Origin of the sequence: Methylobacter sp. sgz302048 (assembly GCF_052162025.1) — a bacterium.
GTDB lineage: Bacteria > Pseudomonadota > Gammaproteobacteria > Methylococcales > Methylomonadaceae > Methylobacter.
On record NZ_CP197401.1, the window covers coordinates 202347 to 228274 of the forward strand.

Annotated in this window: 28 protein-coding genes; 27 read left to right on the top strand and 1 reads right to left on the bottom strand. The window is 49.6% G+C overall.

Annotated features, from left to right (window positions below):
• The first annotated feature begins 16 nt into the window (after window positions 1-16).
• The 27 genes from gmd to tatC all read left to right on the top strand — a co-directional run bounded on the left by gmd (window position 17) and on the right by tatC (window position 25288).
• Window positions 17-1087 carry a GDP-mannose 4,6-dehydratase gene (gene gmd / locus ACTNE6_RS00940; protein ID WP_442498302.1) on the top strand — a complete coding sequence of 357 codons (1071 nt, stop codon included), beginning with the start codon at window positions 17-19 and terminating at the stop codon, window positions 1085-1087.
• A complete protein-coding gene (locus ACTNE6_RS00945) occupies window positions 1084-1932 on the top strand; it encodes a GDP-mannose 4,6-dehydratase (protein ID WP_442498303.1) in 849 nt (282 codons plus the stop codon). Before gmd ends, ACTNE6_RS00945 begins: the two co-directional genes overlap by 4 nt.
• The gene (locus tag ACTNE6_RS00950) at window positions 1932-3095 is read left to right on the top strand and encodes a glycosyltransferase family 4 protein (RefSeq protein WP_442498304.1); all 1164 of its coding nucleotides are present in this window, start codon (window positions 1932-1934) and stop codon (window positions 3093-3095) included. The genes ACTNE6_RS00945 and ACTNE6_RS00950 overlap by 1 nt, the downstream gene beginning before the upstream one ends.
• 179 nt (window positions 3096-3274) lie before the next feature.
• A complete protein-coding gene (locus ACTNE6_RS00955) occupies window positions 3275-4426 on the top strand; it encodes a glycosyltransferase (protein WP_331816576.1) in 1152 nt (383 codons plus the stop codon).
• Window positions 4427-4463: 37 nt separating this feature from the next.
• Complete coding sequence (locus ACTNE6_RS00960; RefSeq protein ID WP_255528667.1) at window positions 4464-4595, top strand: hypothetical protein; 132 nt, start codon at window positions 4464-4466, stop codon at window positions 4593-4595.
• Window positions 4592-5425 carry an ABC transporter permease gene (locus tag ACTNE6_RS00965; protein ID WP_194969603.1) on the top strand — a complete coding sequence of 278 codons (834 nt, stop codon included), beginning with the start codon at window positions 4592-4594 and terminating at the stop codon, window positions 5423-5425. Before ACTNE6_RS00960 ends, ACTNE6_RS00965 begins: the two co-directional genes overlap by 4 nt.
• Window positions 5426-5709: 284 nt before the next feature.
• Window positions 5710-6618: a glycosyltransferase family 2 protein gene (locus ACTNE6_RS00970; RefSeq protein WP_331816571.1), complete on the top strand. Its 909-nt coding sequence runs from the start codon at window positions 5710-5712 to the stop codon at window positions 6616-6618.
• Window positions 6611-7501, top strand: a complete 891-nt coding sequence (locus ACTNE6_RS00975; protein ID WP_442498305.1) for an NAD-dependent epimerase/dehydratase family protein — start codon at window positions 6611-6613, stop codon at window positions 7499-7501. Before ACTNE6_RS00970 ends, ACTNE6_RS00975 begins: the two co-directional genes overlap by 8 nt.
• Before the next feature lie 174 nt (window positions 7502-7675).
• The gene (locus ACTNE6_RS00980; protein WP_442498306.1) at window positions 7676-8938 is read left to right on the top strand and encodes a lipid II flippase MurJ; all 1263 of its coding nucleotides are present in this window, start codon (window positions 7676-7678) and stop codon (window positions 8936-8938) included.
• A gap of 78 nt (window positions 8939-9016) precedes the next feature.
• A complete protein-coding gene (locus ACTNE6_RS00985; RefSeq protein ID WP_442498307.1) occupies window positions 9017-9943 on the top strand; it encodes a glycosyltransferase family 2 protein in 927 nt (308 codons plus the stop codon).
• 634 nt (window positions 9944-10577) lie between these two features.
• Window positions 10578-11729 carry a glycosyltransferase family 4 protein gene (locus ACTNE6_RS00990; protein WP_194969608.1) on the top strand — a complete coding sequence of 384 codons (1152 nt, stop codon included), beginning with the start codon at window positions 10578-10580 and terminating at the stop codon, window positions 11727-11729.
• Window positions 11726-12676 carry a UDP-glucose 4-epimerase family protein gene (locus ACTNE6_RS00995; RefSeq protein WP_442498308.1) on the top strand — a complete coding sequence of 317 codons (951 nt, stop codon included), beginning with the start codon at window positions 11726-11728 and terminating at the stop codon, window positions 12674-12676. The genes ACTNE6_RS00990 and ACTNE6_RS00995 overlap by 4 nt, the downstream gene beginning before the upstream one ends.
• An 8-nt stretch (window positions 12677-12684) precedes the next feature.
• Window positions 12685-13680 (top strand): MraY family glycosyltransferase, encoded by a 996-nt coding sequence (locus ACTNE6_RS01000; RefSeq protein WP_442498309.1) that lies wholly within the window; start codon window positions 12685-12687, stop codon window positions 13678-13680.
• A 72-nt stretch (window positions 13681-13752) separates the two neighbouring features.
• Complete coding sequence (locus tag ACTNE6_RS01005) at window positions 13753-15639, top strand: polysaccharide biosynthesis protein (RefSeq protein WP_442498310.1); 1887 nt, start codon at window positions 13753-13755, stop codon at window positions 15637-15639.
• Window positions 15640-16112: 473 nt separating this feature from the next.
• The gene (locus tag ACTNE6_RS01010) at window positions 16113-17021 is read left to right on the top strand and encodes a LysR family transcriptional regulator (protein ID WP_194969612.1); all 909 of its coding nucleotides are present in this window, start codon (window positions 16113-16115) and stop codon (window positions 17019-17021) included.
• A 92-nt stretch (window positions 17022-17113) separates the two neighbouring features.
• Window positions 17114-17605, top strand: a complete 492-nt coding sequence (locus tag ACTNE6_RS01015) for a class I SAM-dependent methyltransferase (RefSeq protein WP_442498311.1) — start codon at window positions 17114-17116, stop codon at window positions 17603-17605.
• Window positions 17606-17612: 7 nt separating this feature from the next.
• Window positions 17613-18005 (top strand): rhodanese-like domain-containing protein, encoded by a 393-nt coding sequence (locus ACTNE6_RS01020; RefSeq protein ID WP_442498312.1) that lies wholly within the window; start codon window positions 17613-17615, stop codon window positions 18003-18005.
• A 160-nt stretch (window positions 18006-18165) separates the two neighbouring features.
• The gene (gene typA, locus ACTNE6_RS01025; RefSeq protein ID WP_434483327.1) at window positions 18166-19977 is read left to right on the top strand and encodes a translational GTPase TypA; all 1812 of its coding nucleotides are present in this window, start codon (window positions 18166-18168) and stop codon (window positions 19975-19977) included.
• A 419-nt stretch (window positions 19978-20396) separates the two neighbouring features.
• A complete protein-coding gene (hisB, locus tag ACTNE6_RS01030; RefSeq protein WP_194969616.1) occupies window positions 20397-20990 on the top strand; it encodes an imidazoleglycerol-phosphate dehydratase HisB in 594 nt (197 codons plus the stop codon).
• A 36-nt stretch (window positions 20991-21026) separates the two neighbouring features.
• Complete coding sequence (gene hisH / locus ACTNE6_RS01035) at window positions 21027-21668, top strand: imidazole glycerol phosphate synthase subunit HisH (RefSeq protein WP_442498313.1); 642 nt, start codon at window positions 21027-21029, stop codon at window positions 21666-21668.
• A gap of 24 nt (window positions 21669-21692) precedes the next feature.
• Window positions 21693-22424, top strand: coding sequence for a 1-(5-phosphoribosyl)-5-[(5-phosphoribosylamino)methylideneamino]imidazole-4-carboxamide isomerase (gene hisA, locus ACTNE6_RS01040; RefSeq protein WP_194969618.1), 732 nt, complete (start codon window positions 21693-21695; stop codon window positions 22422-22424).
• Window positions 22425-22432: 8 nt separating this feature from the next.
• Complete coding sequence (gene hisF / locus ACTNE6_RS01045; protein ID WP_194969619.1) at window positions 22433-23209, top strand: imidazole glycerol phosphate synthase subunit HisF; 777 nt, start codon at window positions 22433-22435, stop codon at window positions 23207-23209.
• Entirely contained in the window at window positions 23206-23598 is a 393-nt protein-coding gene (gene hisI, locus ACTNE6_RS01050) for a phosphoribosyl-AMP cyclohydrolase (protein ID WP_442498314.1), read from the top strand. The genes hisF and hisI overlap by 4 nt, the downstream gene beginning before the upstream one ends.
• Window positions 23595-23921: a phosphoribosyl-ATP diphosphatase gene (locus ACTNE6_RS01055; RefSeq protein WP_194969621.1), complete on the top strand. Its 327-nt coding sequence runs from the start codon at window positions 23595-23597 to the stop codon at window positions 23919-23921. The genes hisI and ACTNE6_RS01055 overlap by 4 nt, the downstream gene beginning before the upstream one ends.
• A 32-nt stretch (window positions 23922-23953) precedes the next feature.
• Complete coding sequence (locus ACTNE6_RS01060) at window positions 23954-24169, top strand: Sec-independent protein translocase subunit TatA (RefSeq protein ID WP_194969622.1); 216 nt, start codon at window positions 23954-23956, stop codon at window positions 24167-24169.
• Window positions 24170-24171: 2 nt separating this feature from the next.
• The gene (tatB, locus tag ACTNE6_RS01065; protein WP_194969623.1) at window positions 24172-24498 is read left to right on the top strand and encodes a Sec-independent protein translocase protein TatB; all 327 of its coding nucleotides are present in this window, start codon (window positions 24172-24174) and stop codon (window positions 24496-24498) included.
• Window positions 24485-25288: a twin-arginine translocase subunit TatC gene (gene tatC, locus ACTNE6_RS01070; protein ID WP_442498315.1), complete on the top strand. Its 804-nt coding sequence runs from the start codon at window positions 24485-24487 to the stop codon at window positions 25286-25288. The genes tatB and tatC overlap by 14 nt, the downstream gene beginning before the upstream one ends.
• A 14-nt stretch (window positions 25289-25302) precedes the next feature.
• Here the strand turns inward: tatC and ACTNE6_RS01075 are convergent, their stop codons facing one another.
• On the bottom strand, window positions 25303-25908 hold the full coding sequence (locus ACTNE6_RS01075) for a GDSL-type esterase/lipase family protein (protein ID WP_442498316.1): 606 nt from the start codon (window positions 25906-25908) through the stop codon (window positions 25303-25305).
• Window positions 25909-25928: the final 20 nt, after the last annotated feature.

Genomic DNA, 25928 nt, shown 5'->3' on the forward strand with positions numbered 1-25928 from the left:
TTAAAAAGTAATAAATATGAAAGCAATTATTACAGGCATTACCGGCCAAGACGGTGCTTACCTATCAGAGCTTCTGCTCGGCAAAGGCTATACCGTCTACGGCACTTACCGCCGCACTAGTTCCGTCAACTTCTGGCGCATAGAAGAGCTGGGTATCCAGAACCATCCCAATTTGCATCTGGTGGAATATGATCTGACGGATTTGGGTTCCAGCATCGCGCTGGTGCAGAAGGTGCAGCCGGATGAAATTTACAACCTGGCAGCGCAAAGCTTTGTCGGTGTGAGTTTTGAACAGCCTAGCGCCACTGCCCAGATTACCGGCATTGGTGCATTGAACTTGTTGGAAGCCATTCGTCTGGTTAATCCGAAGATCCGGTTTTATCAAGCGTCCACATCCGAGATGTTCGGTAAGGTTCAGGCCATTCCCCAGGTGGAAGATACCCCGTTTTACCCGCGCAGCCCTTATGGTGTGGCCAAGCTCTATGCGCACTGGATGACGGTCAATTACCGCGAAAGTTATGACATTTTTGGTTCCAGCGGCATTTTGTTCAACCATGAAAGCCCTTTGCGCGGCCGCGAATTCGTTACGCGCAAGATCACCGATTCAGTAGCCAAGATCAGCCTGGGCAAGCTGGATGTTCTGGAACTCGGCAATATGGATGCCAAGCGTGATTGGGGTTTCGCAAAGGAATATGTGGAAGGCATGTGGCGCATATTGCAGGCTAATGAGCCCGATACATTCGTGCTGGCGACCAATCGCACGGAAACCGTGCGTGATTTTGTACGCATGGCGTTCAAGGCGATTGGTGTAGAGCTTGAGTTTAAAGGCCAGGGCGATGAGGAATATGCAATGATTGCAGCTATCAACTCTGACTCCGCTCAAGGCGAGAAGGCGTTACAAGTAGGACAAACGGTGGTGCGCGTTAACCCTAGATTCTATCGCCCTGCCGAAGTGGACTTGCTGATCGGCAATCCGGCCAAGGCCAAAGCCAAGCTGGACTGGACGCCTAAAACCACGCTGGAGCAGTTGTGTCAGATGATGGTGGAGGCTGATCTGCGCCGCAATACACAGGGGTTCTCATTTTGAGGCTGCTGGTCACGGGCGGACAGGGTTTTACCGGGCAGCACTTTGTCAAGGCTGCCCGTGCCTGTGGGCACGAGGTTATTACTCTGCAAGCCGATCTCAAAGATCGCGAAGCAGTACGGCAGCAGGTAGTTGAAGCAGCGCCGGAAGCCGTCGTTCATCTGGCTGCGATCAGCTTCGTCGGGCACGCCGATGCCAGTGCGTTTTACGATGTCAACGTGATTGGCACGCTGAATCTGCTGGAGGCTCTGGCCGCCCTTGCGCAGCCGCCACGCAGTGTCTTGATCGCCAGCAGCGCCAATGTGTACGGTAACTGCGAGCGGTCACCCATTACGGAAGAGCAAGCGCCGGCGCCGGTCAATCATTACGCCATGAGCAAGCTGGCCATGGAGTATATGGCCAGAACTTATCTCGACAGGCTGCCGTTGTTTTTCGCGCGGCCTTTTAACTATACAGGCCCGTTGCAGGCCAAGTCGTTTGTCATTCCCAAGCTGGTCGCGCATTTTGCGCAGAAGGCAGAGGCGGTTGAGCTAGGCAATCTTGATGTGGAGCGCGAGTTTAACGATGTGCGCTTTGTCTGCGAAGCCTATTTGCGATTGCTGCAGAAGGCTACTCCCGGCGAGGTCTATAACATCTGCTCCGGCAAGCCGGTAACGCTCAAATCCGTGATTGAGCTGTTGGGCCAGATTACGGGGCATCAATTGCAGGTCAATGTAAACCCGGCCTTTGTGCGCAGCAATGAAATTCACCGTTTATGCGGCAGCCCGGCAAAACTGGTTAATACAGTAGGGGAGATTCCGTCGCCGGCCTTGGTTGATACGCTGCGCTGGCTGTTGGTCGAAAGTTGATGAAGGTTATTGTATCGATTGACCCGGTACGATTCCCTCTGACAGGCATTGGGCGTTATACTTTTGAATTAGTGCGCCACCTTGCTAAGCTGGACGATGTCGGTGATCTGAGGCTGCTGTCCGGATCCGGTTTTGTGCCGTCTCTGCCAGCGGCGGCAGCGTGTGTTGACGATGGCAGAACGTCGCTGGTCAGGCAGTTAAAAAAACATCTGCTGAAAAGCCACACAGTAGTGGATCTGGCCAGTGGTTTCAGGAACTGGAGAAGGCAGCGCGCTTTGCTTGGGCTTGAGGATTTTGTCTTTCATGGGCCTAATTACTATCTGCCCAGGTTTGCCGGCGTCAATGTCAGCACTTTTCATGATCTGTCGGTGTATAGTTGGTCTCACTGCCATCCGCCGGAGCGTGTACGGTTCATGCAAAAACAGATTGCGATTTCATTGCGGAGGGCCGACATGTTGATTACGGACTCGGAATTTACCCGGCAGGAAGTCGCGCAGCATTTCTCTTGGCCGCTCGACAAAATTCGTAGCGTATCGTTGGCCAGCAGTCCGGAGTTTTATCCTCGCAATCAGGCCGAATGGTCTGCAGCAGGCGTTCGCTATGGTTTAACCATGGGTGGGTATACGCTTTTTGCAGGGACCATAGAGCCCCGTAAGAATCTGGATGTCCTGCTCGATGCTTATGGGTTACTGCCTCTGAACTTGCGGCAGCGATGGCCGTTGGTCATGACGGGCTATCAAGGCTGGCAAAGCGAAAAACTGCACGAACGCATCAAGGCGGCCAGTCGTGAGGGCTGGGTACGTTACTTAGGCTATGTGCCTGCCGAGGATTTGCCCTTGCTTTATGCCGGCGCCCGTCTGTTTGCATTTCCTTCGCTGTATGAGGGTTTTGGCTTGCCGATACTGGAGGCGATGGCTTCCGGAGTGCCGGTGGTCTGCTCAAATGCTTCTTCCTTGCCCGAGGTCGCGGGCGATGCAGCCGGCATGTGCGAGGCAATGGACGTGGATAGTCTGTCGGGATTGATTGCGGCAGGGCTGGAAGACGACATCTGGCGTAACAGTGCGATTGAAAAGGGACTGGCCCGGGCCGCTGGATTCAGTTGGCAGCGTTGCGCCGAAGAAACGGTTGCAGTTTACCGTGAAGCAATCAGTGCCAGATCTTAGCTTCTAAAATAACGTAGGAACAGTTGCTGAAATACCGTAATGAAAAAAGCAGTTGCTGATCTGGCACAGGGATGTGATAGGCTATGACTATATAGCATTGGCTATCTGCACTACATTTACATAGATAGCTGTCACCGGTTTCTATTTTTGCGAGTTAATCGATTGCAACAGGCGTTTTAATGAAAGTTCTTCATGTTTATAGAACTTATTTTCCCGATACCCAGGGCGGTCTGGAAGAAGTGATTCGGCAGATCTGCCGTAATACCAAATGCCATAATGTGGAAAGCAGGGTTTTTACCCTAAGTCCGCAATCGGGGCAATCTGTCATATCGAGAAAAGAGGCCGATGTTTACCGTTTTAACCGGACCTTTGAAATTGCTTCATGCAGTGTGTCTATCAGTGCATTGTCAGGCTTCAAGCAATTGGTGGAATGGGCGGATATTGTGCATTATCATTTTCCCTGGCCTTTTGCCGACTTGCTTCATTTGTTAGGGCAAGTCAAGAAGCCCTCGATTGTTACTTATCATTCCGATATTGTCAGGCAGAAGGGTTGGTTAACGTTATACCGTCCCTTAAAGCAGTATTTTCTTACGCACGTTGACTGTATCGTTTCAACCTCGCCCAATTACTTTGCAACGAGCGATGTCCTGGGGACTTTTTCCGAAAAAGTGGAGATTATTCCTATCGGATTGGATGACGCCAGCTATCCGGTTGTAGATGCCGAACAGATGGAATCCGTTCGGGCGCAATGCGGGGAAGGTTTCTTTCTATTTATAGGCGTGCTTCGTTATTACAAAGGACTGCGTATTCTGCTTGAAGCCATTAAAAATACGGCATTGCGGGTCGTCATCGTCGGTTCGGGACCGATAGAGAATGAATTGCGGCAGCAGGCCAGTGAACTGGGTTTAGAAAATGTCCAGTTTCTGGGCTACGTCAGCGATGAAGAAAAAGTCGCACTGATTCGATTATCAAGAGCAATTGTTTTTCCTTCTTATCTACGCTCGGAAGCCTTTGGCGTCACTTTGCTGGAAGGGGCCATGTTTGGCAAGCCCTTGATTTCTGCGGAAATCGGCACAGGCACCAGCTATGTCAATAGTGACAAGGAAACGGGTTTTGTAGTGCCGCCATCCGATTCAAGACGGTTACGCGAAGCCATGGAAAAACTGGATCAGGATGAGCAGCTGGCTAAACGCATGGGACAAGCGGCACGAGAAAGATATGAAAAATTGTTTACCGGGAAAAGAATGGGCGAACAATATGTGCAGTTGTATAAGAAATTGCTGGCCGAAGTGGTTTACGCGAAACCAGAGGCACAATCTAAAATAATCTAGGCAGGGTAAGTGTCCAGACATCCACCAAGAGAACTACATGTCATTTTATCAAGGTTTCAACCACAATACCGGCAGTCAGGCGGCGGATCTGGGTATTGAATTTACAATCAACGGTATCATCTGCTTGATTCAGGCTATACCTTTGAAACAAACCGGAACATGCCCATGAATCCATATGCCGTGCAATCCGCATCACCCAAGGCGCTGGCACGAAGCCTATGGTGTAACCGGCAGCTTATCAGGCAAATGACCGTGCGCGAAGTAGTCGGGCGCTATAAAGGTTCTGTTATGGGACTGTTTTGGTCGTTTCTCAATCCCGTGTTCATGCTGGTGGTATATACCTTTGTTTTCTCGGTTGTCTTTAAAGCCCGTTGGGGCGTGGGAGGCGCGGAGGAAACCAAAACCCAGTTTGCCGTGGTGTTGTTTGTCGGCATGATTGTGCATGGGCTGTTTGCCGAAGTGCTCAATCGCGCGCCTGGCTTGATTCTGGCCAATGCCAATTATGTCAAAAAGGTGGTGTTTCCGCTGGAGATATTGCCTATTGTCAGCATGGGAGGGGCGCTGTTTCACAGTTTGGTCAGTTTGAGCGTGCTGCTTGCCGCGTTTGTTATATTTAACGGCTATCTGCATTGGACGGTAATTTTCATTCCATTCGTATTGCTGCCTCTGGTTATCCTCGCCCTGGGCCTTGCCTGGATGCTCGCTTCTCTGGGGGTATTCCTTCGGGATGTCGGGCAAACCATCGGCATCATTACCACGGTAATGATGTTTTTATCGCCGGTGTTTTTTCCTGTTACGGCCTTGCCGGAACAATACCGTCCCGTCATCATGGCCAATCCGCTCACTTTTATTATCGAGCAGTCGCGCGATGTGCTCATTTGGGGACGATTGCCTGATTGGACCAGCTTGGGTGTGTATATGTTAGTCGCTAGTGTTATAGCCTGGGCAGGTTATATCTGGTTTCAAAGGACCAGAAAGGGTTTTGCCGATGTGCTTTGATCTGCGGGAAGTCGTTTATCCACTGACCCTACACAACGGTAGGGGTAGGCATTCCGGCGGGGCAAAATGCATAAGTCCTGATAGTCTCTAATTTAATGGCAGTGATATACTTCACAATTGCACAGATAGGGCAAAGTTATTCTGTGGGTAAAGTGGCTACTATTTGAATAATGGTGACACTCTAATCAATCGAAGCTCACTGCATCAGTGTGCAAGATTTGACAATTAATTAAACAATCAAATTATTCCTGCAAGACAATGCAGCGGAGAGAAGTTCGAGGTCGATGAGTAAACAACTTGATGCTGTGACCCTGGTGACTGTCAATTATAATGCGGGCGATATGCTTTTGAGCTGTATTCGTTCCGCGGCAGGTCAAGTCGGGGAAATCATTGTTGTGGATAATGCTTCCTCCGACCAAAGCCTGGTGAACTTGAGCGCCCAGGATGAGTTGTTGGGAACCGTCAAAATTATCCGGAATTCGCGAAATCTGGGATTTGCCGCAGCTTGCAATATCGGAATGCAGGCTGCCAAAGGCGACTACATATTGTTTCTTAATCCGGACTGTGAGCTTAATCCCGATGCCATTCAAGCTATGTTGGATGTGTTCCATGAGTGCGCCGAGGCCGGCATGGCAGGCGGATTACTGATTGGTCCCGATGGCAGGGAGCAGGGCGGCGGAAGGCGGGCCATTCCCACACCTTGGCGTTCTTTTGTAAGAGCCTTCGGTTTATCCCGATTTGAGCACCGCTGGCCAAAACTGTTTTTTGATTTCCATCTGAATAAGCAGCCGTTGCCGGTTCATCCTGTCGAAATAGAAGCCATCTCCGGGGCCTGCATGCTGGTCAAACGCAAAGCGATTGAAGATGTCGGGTTGTGGGATGAGGCGTATTTCCTGCATTGCGAAGATCTGGACTGGTGCATGCGCTTTCGTCAGAAAAAATGGAAGATTCTATTTGTGCCGGATGCGCACGTGGTTCATCACAAGGGCATGTGTAGCCGCTCGCGTCCCATATTTGTGGAATGGCACAAGCATAAAGGCATGATGCGCTTTTACCGTAAGTTTTTCAGCCATCAATATCCAAGGCCTTTAATGTGGCTGGTCGGCGCGGGTATCGGCCTGCGGTTCAGCATGCTGGTTGTTTATTTTACCAGTTGTCATATTGTGCATCGTCTGAGGTTGTTGAATGGATAAGCGGCAAGTAGGGATTATTGGTGCGACCAGCTTTGTCGGAGAATGTCTCCTGGATAGATTGGCAGGGCTGGATGTCGAGATGACGGCATTTTCGCGCAAACCTCAGAAAATCACCCCTGATCGTCATGCATCAAAACTAAGTTGGCGTGTTTTAGATGAGAACGCGGCCGATCCGGTGGCCACGCCTTATTCTGTTGAAACGCGAGCAATTGAAAATTGGGTCAGCCTGGGACCTATCTGGGTTTTGCCAGCGTTGTTTCCGATGCTGGAAGCCTATGGCATTCGCCGTATCGTGGCGTTGAGTTCAACCAGTCGCTTTACCAAAAAGACTTCCAGGGATGCATCGGAGCAGGCGCTGGCCGAGCATCTGATCAGCGGTGAAGAAAGCTTGAAAGCTTGGGCTGAAAAACAAGGCGTGGAATGGGTCATTATCCAGCCGACCATGATCTATGGCTACGGCAAGGACAGGAACATTGCCAGGATAGCGCATTTTATCGAGCGCTTCGGCTTTTTTCCCTTGCTTGGCAAAGCTACAGGCAAGCGGCAGCCGGTGCATGTTGAGGATGTCGTTGATGCCTGCTGTTCGGCGCTTTTTTCAGAGCGGGCGCTAAACCGCGCTTATGTTGTGTCGGGTAAAGAACGGCTGACTTACCGGGCAATGGTTGAGCGCATATTTTTATCAATCGGAAAACCGCCTGTTTTGTTGTCGCTGCCATTAGGCGTGTTTCAATATGCCGTCATGTGTTTGCGGGTCCTGCCCCGATTCAAGTCACTGACCGTTGAAATGGCGTCTCGCATGAATCAGGATATGGTTTTCGATCATGAAGAGGCGGCACAGGATCTGGGGTTTAAGCCTAGAGGTTTTTTAGACAGCAAAGGCTGACGGCTCAACGGGTTATCAACCCAAGCGTTGCGCTTGCTCTGGATCCTTGGCTTTGCCAAACTTCGGCGTACCCATAGCCGCTATTCGGGCCAGGCATGGCAGTCATCAAACGAATGGATGTTGTCCATTCAGCCTGAAAATAGTCCAATTCTTGATATAACATCTTAAATAGCAATGAAATTTGTCTTTTCGCTGGGTGGATTGACCGCTCTGAATTTGGCTATTGCCATGGCCATCCAGTGGCTGGTTTTGGTCTATATCGGCCCAGGCGCCGATACCGATGCTTATTTTTCGGCGCAGATGCTGACCTTAATTCCTCTGACAATTTTCAGTGATATCCTGATCAGAGTATTGGTGCCTTTGTTGATAGGGTTAGCCGGGGAAAATTTGACTGCAAACGTAAAATCTTTGCTGCTGCAGTCATTTTTTGCCTTTGCGGTTATCGCTGCCATGTTGAGCTTGTCGGCTTATCTGTGGGTTCCGCTATTGTCGCCGGGGCTTTCGAAGCAAGCGCTCGATCTGGCGATTGAAATGGCTGAGGTGATGTCAGCTACTCTGGTTTTTGGCGGACTGACGACGGTGTTGACATCGGCTTATCATGCCGAGCAGCGGTTTATTTATCCGGAGTTGTCACAATTTATTGCCGGTATGGTCGTGCTGGCCGGCGTATTTTATGCAATGCCCGTTTATGGCATCGTATCGGTCGCTTGGGGCGCTGTCATACGTTGGGGATTATGGGCTGTTATGTTGTTCCAATGGGTCGATTGGCGCACTCACTCGAGGTACGACCGGACACTGACCAAAATGGTCTGGCAACGCATGCGCGCTTTGCTGTATGGCGAATTAATCAACAAAAGCGGTCCGGTCGTTGACCGTTACTTGGCCTCATTCGGCTCCGCAGGCAGTATCAGCTTGCTGACCTTCGGCAACCAGCTCTACGGGATATTTTTGGCGCTTACCAATACAGTATTCGCCATGCCTTTGCTGGCATTTGCGGCAAGGAGCATGAAGTCAAACGATACGTCCCGGCTTAGGCAAAATTATCGACAGAAGCTGCTGCTGACCGGAACAATGGCGCTGGCTGTATGGGGTATTTTCGCCTTGTGCGGGAAATGGGCGCTGACTTTGCTGGTCGGCTATGGGAAATTCGGCGCCGGGCAAATCGATGTGCTGTGGCAGCTTATGATGGTGATGGGCGGCATGCTGGTCGCAGGCGTAGCCGGCCAAATGGCGGTCAGTTGCCTTTACGCATTGGGCCGGACGAGCGTGGTAGTCAGGCTTGCGATGGTCAATTTTTTCATTTGTGCAGGCATAAAAGTGCTGGCGTTCAATGCAATCGGTATTGTCGGCATTGCAATCGGAATCGTCGCTTATCAATTATTGAACGCTGTTGGATTGCATATTGCGCTGCTGCGCGCATTGAAACAGGTTGACTGAAAGAGCGCAAAAAAACGCCAATAACGCACAATAACGGTGATAGCCATGCCTTATCACGACTCGAACAGGAAAAAAACCGTGAATACGACTATGAACGAAGTCTATGTTATTCTCTCGACCTATAATGGCGAGCGATTTCTATCCGAACAGCTTGAATCCATTCTTGCGCAACAGTCAGTATCAATCAAACTCTATATACGCGATGACGGATCAAGCGATGGAACCAGGGCCATATTGGCATCCTTTGCCCAAAGCCATGCTCATATCGAAGTTGAGTATGGTGACAACATCGGCGTCATCAACAGTTTTTTTGCCTTGCTCAGGAAAATTCCGCCGGATGCCGAGTTTGTCGCTTTCGCCGACCAGGACGACATCTGGCTGCCGGACAAGCTTATACGGGCAGTTGACCGGCTAAAGGGCGCATCAAAACCGGTCATGTACTGTTCCTGTTATAAGGCCGTTGATGAAAATGGAGATTTTCTTTGGCAATCTTTGCCGCCTGAAAAAGAGATAAGCTTCAAAAACGCTATTGTGCAAAATATCACGACTGGCTGCACTGTAGTTATGAACGGGAGCCTATTGACCGCCCTAAAAATACACCAGGTCAATACAAAAAATTTGATCATGCATGACTGGTGGGTCTATCTGGTGGCCGTCTGCTTCGGGCAAGTTATTTATGACCGGGAACCCTCTATGCTGTACAGGCAGCATGGCGGCAATGTGGTCGGCGCAAAAAACGGCTTCGCTTTGTGGCTGGGTAGAATTAAACGGTTTTTTTTGTATCGGAAGAAAAATTCCAGAATTGCCCAGGCCAGGGAATTTCTTGAACGCTATAAAAGCGACTTAAGCACTGAAGACTCGCATTTGATTTCGGCGTTTCTAGCTTATCGGCAGGCCGGATTATTGAAGAGAATACGTTACGCGATTGAAATGCCCTTATACATGCAAAAAAAATCTGACAACCTCATTCTAAAATTGCAATTGATCTTAAACAGCGTGTACTGACATCTGTGGCATCGTTATGGTCAGGTGAAAATCCTGGTACCGGCCTGGTTTCCTGACCAGCCAGCTCTGCCTGGCCATTCTTTGGCAAAAAATATAGCGTCAGGGTTTTGATTGCTGTCATTCAAAAAGCCTGTAATTTGTTGATTAAACGACTGCCTATCCTTGATAATATTCTGATGCCTGACTGTGACGGCTGAATTTTATTATTCAGTATGCAGTACGGAGTTATTTTTCGACAGAGGTCTTTTTGACAGCCGCTGTATGGAATTTTATTAGCAGCTTGGAGCGCTGGAAAGGCCAGTAAAAACGTTTTTAGCCGGAAATAATCCGGCATAAAGTGCAAAAAAGACAGGTGTTAAACTTGTTGAAGGCTTCTGGCGGCTTATTGAATGATACAGCTAAAATAAGTTAATAACCCATGTTTCTGATAACGGCAACTCTAATGGCAAGAATTAAAATGCTATTTTTAAATGAATCGATTTGCAGTCGGCGCCCGAGGGATTTTTTCTCTATCAGTTTATTGCTGATGATGGGGGTTGATCATGTTATTGTTTTTATCCGCGAGCGCTGCAGTACGCATGAATGCTGAAAACCTGCGGTTTTATCAGGCATGCGCCTATAACTGAGATCTGTCTTGCATAGTCTTAAGAAAGCCCCCGTCTTCGTCTACGTTATTAACGTAGACTGGTATTTTGAGCTGCACTGGCTCCAGCGCGCGCTTGCGACTTTAAACGCCGGGGCTGAGGTGCATCTAGTGATGGGCATGACGGACCCTCGGTTGATTGACAGCTTCAGCCAATACGGATTTACTTGCCATCAATGGAATATCGACCGTAAGTCATTGAATCCTTTTTTTAATTTACAAGGGCTGATCGAGCTTTACCGGCTACTTAAATCCATTTCCCCTGACGTCATTCATGCCATTACCATCAAGCCCAATATTTATGTCGGCTTGATTTTTTATCTATTAAAAGTTCCTTATCTGTTAAGCATTACCGGAACCGGCATTATTTTTTCAGGCAAATCCTTATCGACCAAATTGATAAAGCCTATTATCAGGCTGCTTTATAAAGTGTCAAAAAGAAAAGACGTCAATCGCAGGATAGTATTTGAAAACAGTGAGGACAGGGCCTATTTCATCAATACCGGGCTATGCGACAGTCACGAAGCCGTAACCATTCTCGGGGCCGGAGTGGATCCGGATATTTATGAGCCGGTCGCTGAACGTGAAACCGACGCGCCCGTTATTTTGTTCGCAGCCCGGCTATTATGGGATAAAGGGCTGGGCGATTTGGTTGAGGCGGCAAGACGCTTGCGCAGTCAGGGCTTGAATTTTGTGATACAGGTCGCCGGCATTATTGATAATTCAACGGTCAATGCTATTGATGAGCAGACTTTGAAAGCCTGGAACCGGGAAGGGGCAATACAATGGTTGGGCACGGAAAAAAATATGCCCAATCTGCTTGCGCAAGCCAATATTGTGGTGCTGCCGACTTTTTACGGTGAAGGTGTGCCGCGCATTTTGATCGAAGCCGCTTCCTGCGAAAGAGCGATTGTGGCGACTGATATGCCCGGGTGCCGCGAAATAGTAAAACACGGCATTAACGGATTGCTGGTGCCGGCCCGCGACATAGAAGCGCTGGCAGAGGCGCTTGCGCGATTAATCCAAAATCCGGAGATCAGAAAAAGAATGGGAAAACAAGGCCGAAAAATTGTCGAGCGCGACTTTTCCGAGCAACAAGTGATTTCTGAAACACTGTCTTTATATAAAGAATTATTGTCATGAACAAAGTGTTAGTTACAGGCGCCAATGGCTTCATAGGCAAGATCCTGTTGGCGGAGCTTATTGCCGCCGGCTTTGACGCGAAAGGCGCAGTTCGCTCATCCGCATCCATCTCCGGCCAGTCGGCCGCCATTGCGGTCGGCGATATCAATGCCGGAACATCATGGCAGGATGCTCTGCAGGGCGTTGATGTCGTAGTGCATCTGGCCGCGCGCGTGCATGTCATGAAGGAAACGGTGCTTGATTCACTAAGGGCTTTTCGCGAAGTCAATGTGGCGGGCACCGAAAACCTTGCCCGGCAGGCTGCGGCGCATGGCGTCAGGCGCTTCATTTATTTGAGTTCGATTAAAGTAAACGGCGATCAGACTGACAGGGCCTTTTCTGCCGATGATAATGCGATTCCTCGGGACTCCTACGGCTTGTCCAAATGGGAAGCCGAGCAGGTGTTAAGAAAAGTCAGTGAGGAGACCGGTTTGGAAATCGTTATTATCCGCCCGCCTTTGGCCTATGGGCCTGGCGTTAAAGGCAATTTTTTGCGTTTATTGAAACTGGTCAATTCAGGATGTCCTTTACCACTGGGCAAAGTCAGCAACAAGCGCAGCATGGTCAGCGTCGATAATCTGTGTGATTTGATAAAGACTTGTATTGATCATCCCGGCGCTGATGGCCAGGTCTTCCTGGTCTCCGATGGTCATGATCTGTCTACGCTTGATCTGATCAGAATGATGGCGGCTCATATGCGGCAGTCGGCGCGATTGTTCTCGCTGCCGCTAGGCTGGTTATACGGATTAGGCAAGATAGTCGGTAAAAAGCCTGAGATAGATCGGCTCTGCGATTCGTTGCAAGTTGATATTCAGCAAACCTGTAATAAATTGCAATGGATGCCGCCGTATTCAGTGGATGAAGAAGTCAGAAAAACGGTAGCCTGGTTCATGGCGCAAAAGCAATAAAACACTGCATGCTTACTATCTTACTGTCAATTGGCGTATTATCGCTGTCGTGGCTGAGCGTTTATTTCATTAAAGCTTATGCGTTGAAGAATCTTCTGGATATTCCGAACCAGCGCAGTTCTCACCAGATGCCTACTCCCAGAGGCGGCGGTTTAGGCATCGTTGTGGCCTTTACCGCGGCTTCCTTGATGTTGTTTCTTGACGGCAGTCTTGATCTGGCTGGTTTTCTGGCTTTAACGGCGGCTCTGTTGGTGGCCGGCATCGGCTTCTGGGACGATCACCGGCACATACCGGCCCGCTGGCGCTTCCTGGTCCATCTGGCCACGGCGGTAATCGCGCTTGGTTTGGTACAGGGATTTCCGCTATTAGTCATGGGCGACTGGCGCATCGAACTGGGTGTTATCGGTTATGCGTTGGGCATGGCTTATCTGGTCTGGCTGCTTAATCTGTTCAATTTTATGGATGGCATTGACGGGATCGCCGCTTCTGAAGCCGTATTTATATCAGGGGCTCTGGCCGGCTTTCTGGGCTTTATCGATAATGAGCTTGCGCTTATTGCCCTTTCGTTGTGTTTCGCTTCTCTGGGTTTCTTGTTGTGGAACTGGCCGCGGGCGAAAATTTTCATGGGCGATGTCGGCAGCGGTTTTCTGGGGTTTGTATTGGGGTTGTTGACTTTAATGGCCGGACACCAGGAGCCCATCTATGTTTATGTCGGGCTGATTCTGTTCGCGGTGTTTATAACGGATGCCACCGTTACCCTGGTGCGCCGTTATATCAGTGGGCAGAAATGGTATGAGGCGCATTGCTCTCATGCCTATCAGCATGCTGCAAAACGCTACGGCCATTTGAAAGTGATTCTGGCTGTATGGGGCATTAATTTATGCTGGCTGTTGCCGGTTGCGTCAGTCGTGTTCAGATATCCGGCCTATGCATTGCCAGGACTAATAATGGCCTATTTGCCGCTGATTTATGTTACTGTTAAGTTTGAAGCAGGCAACGCATGAACCAACGTTATTTGGGTATACTGCAACGTTTGCATGATGTTTCTTTTCTTCATGACAGGCCTATTCCAATTCGTGAAATTTAAATTCCGCTCCCGCACGACTATTTTCATCCATGATCTGGCCATGGTGGCCTTGGCCTGGTTTGGCGCGTACTGGCTGCGTTTTAACCTGGATGTCATTCCCGATAGGTACTGGCAGGATATCAAGCAGGATTTGCCTTACATTATTGCCATCCAGGGCGTTGTCTTCTGGTTTCTAGGCTTGTATCGTGGCGTTTGGCGTTTTGCCTCCATGCCGGATTTAATCCGGATCACGAAAGCAGTCATGATTGGCATAGGCCTGATTGCCTTGAGTTTCTTTTTGTACAATCGCGTCGAAGGCGTGCCGCGCGCCGTACTGCCGCTGTATTTGTTTTTATTGTTGCTGCTGTTGAGCGTGCCCCGCTTCTGCTATCGATTCTGGAAAGAGAATATCCTGATGGAGCGCTCAGGCAAGAGGGCCTTGATTGTCGGCGCCGGCGCGGCAGGAGAAATGCTGGTCAGGGATTTATTGGGTGAAACCAATTCCGGCTATGTACCGGTCGCCTTTGTCGATGATGACCGTCATAAGTGGAAAAGGGAAATTAGGGGCATCCGGGTTGTCGGCGATATCGAACAATTGCCGTTATTTGTCAAGAAACTGGATATTGAGACGGTACTGATCGCCATTCCTTCCGCAACAGACAGTCAAATGCGGCGCATTATCGAGACATGCGAACTGTGCGAGCTGCCTTTTCAAACCTTGCCGTCGGTTAAGGATTTGTTGTCAGGCAGGATTTCGCGTGACAGCCTGCGCGATGTTTCGATTGAGGATATTTTAGGCCGCGATCCGATTCATCTGGATTGGCAGTTGATTGCCGACAATCTTTGCGGTAAAAGCATCATGGTGACCGGCGGCGGCGGATCGATCGGCTCGGAACTTTGCAAGCAGCTGGCCAGAGTCAATCCGGCCAGACTTATTGTTTTCGATCAGTCGGAATTTAATTTGTACAAAATAGACGCTGACTTAAGGGCGTCCCACCCTGAAATAAGGCTTAAAGCTGTTTTAGGGGATGTTACCGACAGGTTGGCGGTGCGCCGCATTATTCAGAAATTAAAGCCCGATGTTATTTTCCATGCCGCCGCTTATAAGCATGTGCCGCTGCTGGAAAATCAGGTGCGAGAGGCTGTGCATAATAACGTCATCGGCACCAAGACGGTTGCCGAAGAGGCGATCGCGGCCGGTATCGAGCGCTTTGTTCTGATCTCCACCGACAAGGCCGTGAATCCGACCAATGTCATGGGCGCGACCAAAAGGGCGGCTGAGATACTCTGCCAGAATCTGAACAGCCGCGGCGGCACGCGCTTCATGACTGTGCGCTTCGGCAACGTACTGGATTCCGCCGGCAGTGTCGTGCCCTTGTTCAGGGCGCAAATCAAAGCCGGCGGGCCGGTCACGGTCACTCATCCTGATATTACGCGTTATTTCATGACGATTCCGGAAGCCTGCCAGTTGATTATGCAGGCTGAAGTCGCCGGCAAAGGCGGCGAGGTTTTTGTCCTGGATATGGGCGAGCCTATAAAGATTGCCTATCTGGCCGAGCAAATGATTCGCTTGAGCGGCAAGCGGGTCGGAGAGGATATAGCAATTAAATATGTCGGTTTAAGACCCGGTGAGAAATTGCACGAGGAATTATTTCATGAGCACGAGCGGCTCAGATCAACGGGTTATGAAAAACTATTATTGGCTAATGCGCGGCTATATGACGAAACCTTGTGGACAACGCATATTGAAAAGCTGGTTCAGGCCTGTCAGCAGGATAATGAAACTGAGATTTTAAGGGTTTTGCGAAGCCTTGTGCCCGAATACCAAGCCGAGGCTCCGGATTATCAAGCCAGGGAAGATATTGTGCTGCATGATTTGATGCCGGCTAATCCATAGGCAAAAAAAACCTCCCTTCGCGTTAACGAAGGGAGGCAAAAAATCAAGCAGAGTGTTATGAGGAGGATCTGCTTGTAGGTATAACACTAGGAGTGTGTAGTTAATCCTGCCGAGCTTAACTGTTCAGTTTGACTCTTATTGCAATATTTCTGCAAGTTGCAGCAATTACAAAAAGATAAGAAGGATGACCGGGGTCGGCAGCTTTACAGCTCAGGCTTTTTATTGAAAGCCAAAATAGTGAGCTTGAGCATGACCGATTTATCTATCTGTCAGTTGATGCGCACTATACAGAGGATATTTATTGGATACAATATGACAAATAATAAATTTATTGTTTTATAATAAGAAACAATTATGACATCTTATTTTTTGAATTATTGTCAACCATTAATATTCAGGAAAAGTGACAGCGTATTTCAATAGTAAAAACAGAACCTGAAATTGGCTATTTTTTAAGATGAAGAGGAGATGCAGTGGATAAATTAACCAGCATGAATGTCTTTGTTCGCGTGGCAAAGGCAGGAAGTTTCGCTGGCGGTGCGCGTGATCTGGGAATTTCTCGGGCGATGGCAACCAAACACATCATGCAGCTGGAGAGTAATCTGGGCACGCGCTTATTCAACCGGACTACGCGCAGTTTGAGCCTGACTGAGGTGGGGGCTCAATATCTGGAACGATGCCAGCAGGTGCTCGGTGATGTTGAAGAGATGGAAGCGGCTGTAACGCATCTACAGACTGAGCCGCGAGGTGTCTTAAAAATCAGTGCGCCGCCAGTGATTGGCGCAACACATATTTCCCGCGCCTTGGCTGAGTTTCTTAAAATACATCCGGAATTAAACGTCGACATGATTTTGCAAGGCAGTCCGGGTGATTTAATCGACGAAGGGATTGATCTTGCTGTCCATCTTGGCGACTTGGAGGATACCAGCATGGTGGCCCGGAAGCTGGCCAGTTCGTCCTTAGTGGTTTGCGGTTCGCCCGAATACTTGGAACAGTACGGCATCCCGCAGACGCCGGAAGATTTGGCGCATCACAGCTGTCTGGTCAACTGGGCAATCCCGCCAAGAGATAAATGGGAATTTAAGGATGAAGGCGGCTATAAGACCATACATGTGTCCGGGCGAATGCAAGCCAATGCCGCGCATCCGATTCGTATCGCTGCCATTAATGGACTGGGTTTGGTTATGCTGCCCACTTATATCGTAGGGAGTGATTTAGAAAAAGGTAAGCTTAAACTGGTGCTGGAGAATTACGTATTGCCGCCGTTGGATATCCATGCGGTCTATCCCCATAGAAAATATTTGTCGGCCAAGGTCAGAAGTTTTATGGATTTCCTGCAGGAGTGGCTGGAGCACAGAGTCAGTATGCCTGGAACGGAATAATGGATACGTTAGTCAGTAAATGGAATCGTATTTATAGTCAGTCGGAGCATGAATCCTATGTGCCGGCTCAGGTCCTGACCGACAATGAATTTTTGCTGCCTGAAGCCGGAACTGCTCTGGATTTAGCTTGCGGATTGGGCGCCAATGCTGTTTTCTTAGCGCAACAAGGGTTGACCGTGTCGGCATTGGATATTTCTTCTGTTGCGATTGAAAAACTAACAGCATACGCCGCTCAGCAGGGGCTAAATATCGAAGCCCGCCAGCAAAAAATCGATCATTACAGCTTGGCAGATCTGAAATTTGATGTTATCGTCGTGAGCCGATTTCTTGACCGCGCTTTGAGTGATGCGATAATAGATGCACTTAACCCGGCCGGATTGCTTTTTTATCAGACGTATACGCGAGAAAAAGCTGGCCGGCACGGCCCCAATAATCCTGATTATCTGTTGGAAGAAAACGAGCTGCTGGACTTATTTTCACCGTTGCGTGTAATTTTTTACAGAGACAATGGTCGAATTGGCAATAAAAATCTGGGATTAAGGGGCGAGGCTCAGTTTATCGGCCAGAAATACATAGAGATTTAGTTAAACGATGATAGAAAATTTAGATCCCAGACAATGCTGGGATTTCTTGCAAAAGAATGCTCATGCAGTATTAGTGGATGTAAGAACCAAAATGGAACATACATTTGTTGGTCATCCGCCAGGTGCCGTGCATATTCCCTGGAAAGAGGCGCCTGATTGGCAAGTTAATCCACAATTCGTTGCCGAGGTCGAAAAGGCTGTGCCTGACAGACAGGCGCCGGTTTTACTGCTTTGCCGCAGCGGCCAGCGCTCGCTGGATGCGGCCAAAGCGCTGGAAGAGGCGGGTTATCAGCATCTAATCAATATTGTCGACGGTTTCGAGGGTGCTTTGGATGAGGACAAGCATCGCGGTAACCTGGGCGGTTGGCGCTTCCATGGGCTGCCTTGGGAGCAAAGTTAATCTCCTTTCCTTGTCTAGGTTGGGCTAGCCGGGCGTGTCCGACATCCTCTTAAACTGCCGTTATGATGGCGCTCCGCCATCTTTTCCCTGCCCGATTTTTTAACCGGAGCGTGCTCGATTCCGCGCGCCTGTTCATTTAAACATTAGAGTATATTTAAAAGTGATCCAGAAATTAAGAAACATTGCCATTATTGCCCACGTAGACCACGGTAAAACGACGCTGGTTGACAAACTGTTACAACAATCAGGAACTTTCGCCGCGCATGCCAAGGTTTCAGAGCGGATTATGGACTCTAATGATCTTGAAAAAGAGCGTGGCATCACGATTTTGGCCAAGAACACAGCGCTGGACTGGAACGATTATCACATCAACATCGTTGATACGCCGGGCCACGCCGATTTTGGCGGCGAAGTCGAGCGCGTCTTGTCCATGGTTGATTCGGTATTATTGCTGGTTGATGCTGTCGACGGACCGATGCCGCAGACGCGATTCGTTACTCAAAAGGCTTTTGCCTTAGGTCTAAAGCCGATTGTGGTCATCAACAAGATTGACCGCCCGGGCGCGCGTCCGGATTGGGTGGTTGACCAGACATTTGATTTGTTTGACCGCTTGGGCGCAACGGATGAGCAACTGGATTTTCCGATTGTTTATGCTTCGGCATTGAACGGCTATGCCGGCCTTGATGTATCGGTTTCAGGCGGCGATATGACGCCGTTGTTCGAGACGATTGTTGAAAAAGTCAGTCCGCCGGCCGTTGATCTGGACGGGCCTTTCCAAATGCAGGTCACGACGCTCGATTACAACACCTACGTCGGCGTCATCGGCATCGGCCGTATCCAGCGCGGCACGATCAAGCCAAATATGCCTGTTACTATCCTTAATCGCGAAGGCGTGGAGCGTAAAGGCCGCATGCTGCAGGTTTTCGGTTTTCACGGATTAGAGCGGGTCGAAGTATCTGAGGCGCGCGCCGGCGACATTATTGCCTTTACCGGCATCGAAAAGCTGGAAATATCCGACACGATCTGCCATCCGGAGGCGGTAGAAGCATTGCCGCCGTTGACGGTCGATGAGCCGACTGTGACCATGACTTTTCAGGTCAACAACTCGCCTTTTGCCGGTAAGGAAGGCAAATTCGTCACTTCAAGGCAGATCCGCGATCGCCTGGAAAAAGAATTGCAGCATAACGTGGCGCTGAGAGTTGAAGATACCACTGATCCTGATAAGTTTAAGGTATCCGGGCGCGGCGAATTGCATTTATCGGTCCTGATTGAAAATATGCGCCGCGAAGGCTTCGAGCTGGGTGTTTCCCGGCCTGAAGTGATTATGAAAGAAATCGACGGCGAACTGTGCGAACCTTTTGAAATGGTGACGATTGAGGTGGAGGAAATCCATCAGGGTTCCATCATGGAAAAAATGGGTGAGCGTAAAGGCGACTTGCTGAACATGGTGCCGGACGGTAAAGGCCGTATTCGTTTGGAATACATGATACCGTCGCGCGGGCTGATCGGTTTCCAAACCGAGTTTATGACGGCTACCTCAGGTTCAGGTTTGTTGTACCACGTGTTTGACCACTACGGTCCAGTGAAAAAAGGCGAACTGGGCACGCGCAAGCGCGGTGTGATGGTTTCCATGACACAGGGCAAGGCATTGGCTTATGGGTTGTTCGCTTTGCAGGAGCGCGGCGAGCTGTTCCTGGTCCATGCCGATGAAGTGTATGAAGGCATGCTGGTGGGCATCCATTCGCGCGCTAATGATCTGGTTGTTAACCCGACCAAGGCTAAGCAGCTGACGAATATTCGCGCCGCCGGTACGGATGAAAACCTGATTTTAACACCGATTCAAAAAATGACTTTAGAGCAGGCGCTGGAGTTTATTGATGAGGATGAGCTGGTAGAAGTAACGCCAAAATCAATCCGTCTGCGCAAGAAGCATTTGACTGAGAATGAGCGTAAGCGGGCTGCAAAAGGCTAAGCAGCGTATATAAGCGGTGCAGGTGGGCGGGTATTGTCCGCCTGTATCAAAATTGCAGTTCGGCAGAGAGTTGAATCCAATAAAAAACCCCGGGGCACTGACGTACCCCGGGGTCTAAAATCGCCAGCTTGGTTGGCATTTCCATCCATGGCAACATCCTATTGAAAATTCCTTGAAATCCTTATCCTGTTTTGGCGATGTGTATATTCTCTCAAAAAGTTCCAAGAAAAAAAGCCGGCTAAGGCGGAAATTCATGTAGGTTAAAGATTACGCATAGAATTGCCGTTTTTAAGGTCGGCTTCGTTTGTATTTTGACTAAAAAAGTATATCTGATTCAAGCGGCAATGATTTAACAATCACTGCGAAATCTGTTAATTCATAGTAAAATGGCGATAGACACTAATTCAGCTCTTGAAATCATGAATCAACGCACTGCCGAAGTAGAGCGCAATACGCTTGAAACTCAAATTAATATCAAAATCAACCTGGATGGATCAGGAAAAGCCTCGTTTCTAACAGGCGTGCCTTTTCTTGAGCATATGCTGGATCAGGTCGCCAGACATGGATTGATCGACATCGAAATCGATGCCAAAGGCGACTTGGAAATTGATGATCATCATACGGTGGAAGACATCGGCATTACCTTGGGTCAGGCTTTTGCTGCAGCCATCGGCGATAAAAAAGGCATTTATCGCTACGGCCATGCCTATGTGCCTCTGGATGAAGCGTTGTCCAGGGTGGTGGTTGATTTCTCGGGCCGCCCGGGCCTGTTTTACGAGGTGAAATTCCCGAAAGCCATGATCGGCAGTTTTGATGTGGATTTGTTCCGCGAGTTTTTCCAGGGCTTCGTCAACCATGCCGGCGTCACGCTTCATATTGATAATTTGAAGGGCGCTAATTCTCATCACATTGCCGAAACGATCTTCAAAGCCATGGGGCGCGCAATACGCATGGCCATCGCTGCCGATTCGAGAATGGCAGGCATGATGCCTTCTACCAAAGGCAGTCTTTAGTTTCAAATCCGCTTTCAATTTTTACTCTTGAGTTATATGTCTTCTGTTGCCGTTATTGATTATGGAATGGGCAATCTGCATTCGATTGCAAAAGCCCTGCAGCATGCTGCGCCGCAAGTGGATGTGCGAATAGTATCCGACGCCGACGCAATTTTGCGCGCTGACCGGGTGGTTTTTCCCGGCGTCGGCGCCATACGCGATTGTATGCAGGCGCTGAACCAGTCGGGTTTGTCCGATGTGATAAAAAGCGTCGCTGCAACTAAGCCGCTGCTGGGCATTTGTCTAGGCATGCAGGCTTTACTGACTGATAGCGAGGAAAACGGCAATACCCCATGCTTGAATATTTTTCCGGGCCATGTCGTGCATTTTCGTGAGCCATTGCAAGACAGCAGCGGCAATCGCCTGAAAATTCCTCATATGGGCTGGAATCAGGTTCATTTTGCGCCCCATCCGCTATGGGACGGTATTGTGCAGGACAGCCGATTCTATTTTGTGCACAGTTATTACGCACGCCCCGATGAGGCTTCCGTCACTGCAGCGACTGCAAATTACCCCGACCCATTTGCTTGCGCCTTGGCAAGGGATAACGTTTTTGCCGTACAATTTCACCCCGAAAAAAGTCAGGCAGCCGGTTTGCAACTGCTGAAAAACTTTTTGCATTGGAATGGACAAGTTTAAATTTACCATTGAGGTTTTACGTGTATGTTGCTAATACCAGCAATTGATTTGAAAGAAGGGAAATGCGTCCGTTTGCGGCAGGGGCGTATGGAGGATGACACGGTGTTTTCGGACGATCCTGTCGCCGTCGCGGGCAAATGGGTAGCGGCCGGCGCCAAAAGAATCCATCTGGTCGATTTAGATGGCGCTTTTGCAGGGAAACCTAAAAATGCGGCTGTGATTCATGCCATTGTCAATGCGTATCCCGACGTGCCCGTGCAGATTGGCGGGGGCATTCGTGATGAAGACACCATTCAAGGCTATCTCGATGCCGGCGTTCAATACGTCATTATCGGCACCAAGGCCGTCAGCGAGCCGCACTTTGTCAGAGATGTTGCGCTGGAATTTCCAGGCCATATCATTGTCGGACTGGATGCCAAAGACGGCAAGGTCGCCGTGGACGGCTGGTCCAAGCTGTCGCGTCATGACGTGATCGATCTGGCCCAACACTTTGAGGAAGACGGCGTCGAAGCGATCATTTATACCGATATCTCCAGAGACGGCATGATGTCCGGCGTCAATGTCGAAGCTACTGCGAAGCTGGCGCGAGCGATCCGTATTCCGGTCATCGCTTCCGGCGGCATTACTAACATGGACGATATCAGAGCCTTGGGTGCTGTGGCCGATGACGGCATTATCGGTGCAATTACCGGCAGGGCTATTTATGAAGGTACGCTGGATTTTGCCGAAGCGGAAAAACTGGCCGAATCATTCTAAAGAAAATCATGAGCTTAGCTAAACGTATTATTCCCTGTCTCGATGTTGATAATGGCCGCGTCGTTAAAGGCGTAAAATTTGTCGATATCCGCGATGCCGGCGATCCGGTTGAAATTGCCAGACGCTACGACCGTGAAGGTGCCGACGAAATCACGTTTCTGGATATTACCGCGACCCATCATGATCGCGACACTATCGTACATGTGGTCGAGCAGGTCGCCAGCGAAGTCTTCATCCCGCTGACCGTAGGTGGCGGTATCAGAACGCTGGACGATATTCGGCGCATGCTCAATGCCGGTGCCGATAAAGTGGGTATCAACAGCGCGGCGGTTTTCAATCCCGAATTCGTGCGTGATGCCGCAGAGCGTTTCGGCTCTCAGTGCATCGTGGTCGCCATTGATGCCAAGAAAGTCAGTCTGCCAGGCGAAGAAAACCGCTGGGAAATTTTTACGCACGGCGGCCGTAAAGCCACGGGCATCAACGCCGTAGAATGGGCTAAGAAAATGGTAGCCTATGGCGCGGGTGAGATTTTGTTGACCAGCATGGACCGGGACGGCACCCGGGAAGGCTTTGATTTGCCGTTAACGCGCGCTATTAGCGAAGCAGTGGCCGTGCCGGTGATTGCCTCTGGCGGCGTCGGCAATCTCGACCACTTGGCCGAAGGCGTGATTGAAGGCAAAGCCGACGCAGTATTGGCAGCCAGTATCTTTCACTTTGCCGAATACAGTATTCAACAGGCAAAAAAACATATGGCATCGCGCGGCATCGAGGTGCGTCTGACATGAGTTCTTCCTGGCTTGATGAGATTCGCTGGACCGCAGATGGTCTGGTGCCGGTGGTTGCGCAGCAGGCGGATACCGGAAAAATACTGATGTTTGCCTGGATGAATCGCGAATCGTTAGCTTTGACGGCCCAGGAAGGCTATGCCGTTTACTGGTCAAGGTCGCGCAATAAACTATGGCGCAAGGGCGAAGAATCAGGACACAGGCAGAAAGTCGTTGGCATGTTTCTGGACTGCGATGAGGACGTTATCCTCCTTAAAATTGAACAGGAAGGTGGTATCGCTTGTCATACCGGCCGCGAAAGCTGTTTTTACCGTAGTCTGGTTGATGGGCAATGGCAGCCTGTCGAGCCGGTGTTGAAAGATCCTGATGCCATCTATGGAAAGCAATGAACGACGTATTAACTCAACTGGCGCAGATTCTGGAGCAGCGTAAGCAGGAGTCGGCCGATAAGTCTTATGTGGCCAGTCTTTATGCGAAAGGCCTGGACACTATACTGAAGAAAATCGGCGAAGAAGCCACGGAAACAGTCATTGCGGCTAAAGGCGGCGATAAAAAGCAGATTGTTTATGAAACCGCCGACCTTTGGTTTCATTGCATGGTGTTATTAGCCGATCAAGGACTGGGACCGGACGATGTGTTGCAGGAATTGCAGCGGCGTTTCGGCTTGTCCGGACTGGAAGAAAAAGCCCGGCGTAATCAACAAATTGAGTAAGGCCGATCTTGAGTCGGCATTTGGAGTTGTAAATGGGTATAAGTGTCACTCAACTATTAATTGTACTGGCCATTGTCATTATTGTCTTTGGCACCAAACGCCTGCGCAATCTGGGCACTGATTTGGGCGAAACCATTAGAAATTTTCGCGCTGCCGTTAAAGGCGGAGAAGACGAAAAAAACGTCGTCGAAGAAAAAGGGATAACCATTGACGGCGAAGTCGTTTCCAAGAAAACTGAAGAGATCTGATTATGTTTGATATCGGTTTTTCAGAGCTTTGTATGGTCGGGTTGGTTACTTTATTGGTCGTCGGTCCTGAGCGCTTGCCCAAAGTTGCGCGGCTTGCGGGATTCTGGATTGGCAAGACCCGGCATATGATCGCTTCCGTTAAGGCAGAGATCAGGGAAGAATTGCAAGCCGAAGAAATGCGTCAGGTATTTAAAGAGCAGTCGGAATTGAAAGAGATTCAGCGCATGCTCGACGATGCTTCCGATGCGGCCAATGCCATAAAATCTTCTATTGAGCAGCCGCAGCAAGTGAATGTAACACAGGTTAAACAGCCGCATGAGTCAGAATAATTTCGAAGAAGAGTCGGTCGAGCAGCCTTTTATCAGCCATTTGATTGAACTGCGCAGCCGTCTGTTGCGCGTAGTGCTGTTTGTGTTGGTCGTTTTTGGCGGATTGTCTTTCTATGCCAATGAGATCTATACGATTCTGGCTGGGCCTTTGATGCGCTACATGCCGGCCAATAGCTCGATGATCGCTATTGATGTCGCTTCGCCTTTTTTCACGCCATTCAAGCTGGCGCTTGTTTTGGCCACATTTATTTCCGTCCCATTCATTCTTTATCAATTCTGGGCTTTTGTCGCGCCGGGATTATACAAGCGCGAGCGGCGCATGATCCTGCCGCTGCTGATTGCCAGCACGTTTCTGTTTTATTTGGGCGTGGCTTTTGCTTATTTTGTTGTTTTCCCTCTGATGTTCCAGTTCCTGACGGCGGCGGCTCCTGTTGGCGTTGCGGTTATGACTGATATCACCAAGTATCTGGATTTCGTCTTGACGATTTTCTTTGCGTTTGGCGTTTGTTTTGAAGTGCCGATCTTTACGATCGTCATGGTCTGGACGGGATTGACTTCACCGGAAAGTCTGGCTGAAAAGCGGCCTTATGTCATTGTTGGGGCATTTATTGTCGGCATGGTATTAACGCCCCCCGATGCGATCTCGCAAACGTTATTGGCTATTCCTATGTGGATGCTGTTTGAGGTGGGGTTGCTGTTTTCGCGCTTATTCGTGCGCAAGCAGGATGATGCGGATGATATGGTATTGGAAGTCAGGTTGGATGCGCTCGAGAAGCAGGAAGATGAGTAGGGGCGACAGAAGGCTTATAATGCTCCGGCTTTCTGAAGCAATTTGAAGATATTGCCGGCCATCAGTCGATAGCCGGCATCATTGGGGTGGATCATGTCGGATTTTAAACCATTGTCCCCCAGAATGTCGGGTAAGGTGCTGAGATCGACAGGAATATTCCGGTCTTCTGCAATGCGCTGATAAAAATCTGCGCTGGTCAATGTCCATAAGCTGGGCTGGGGTACGCCAAGCATAACCACATCGATATGACGATTGGCGGCCTCTTCAATCATCCTGTTCAGATTATCGGCGGTTTGCTCAGGCGGAATTTTTCTTAATATGTCATTGCCGCCGTGTATCAGGATCAACAGTTTCGGCTGGTATTCATCAAGCAAGGCTGGCAATCTTTTTAAGCCTTCGCTGCTAATCTCGCCGGGCACACCTTCGTTGATCACTTCAAGCGCAGTCAATTCAGCAAGAATATTGGGATAATCCTTGAGCTTGGATGCGCCTGTACCATACGTCAGACTATCACCAAAGGCTAAAACGACGGCGTCATCGGGCAGCTTAGCCAGGCTTTTGGGCGAATCATTGCAGGCTGTAAGCGAAAGGAAGATCAGAGATAATAATTTCTTTCTCATAATTCAGCAGGACAAAGGAA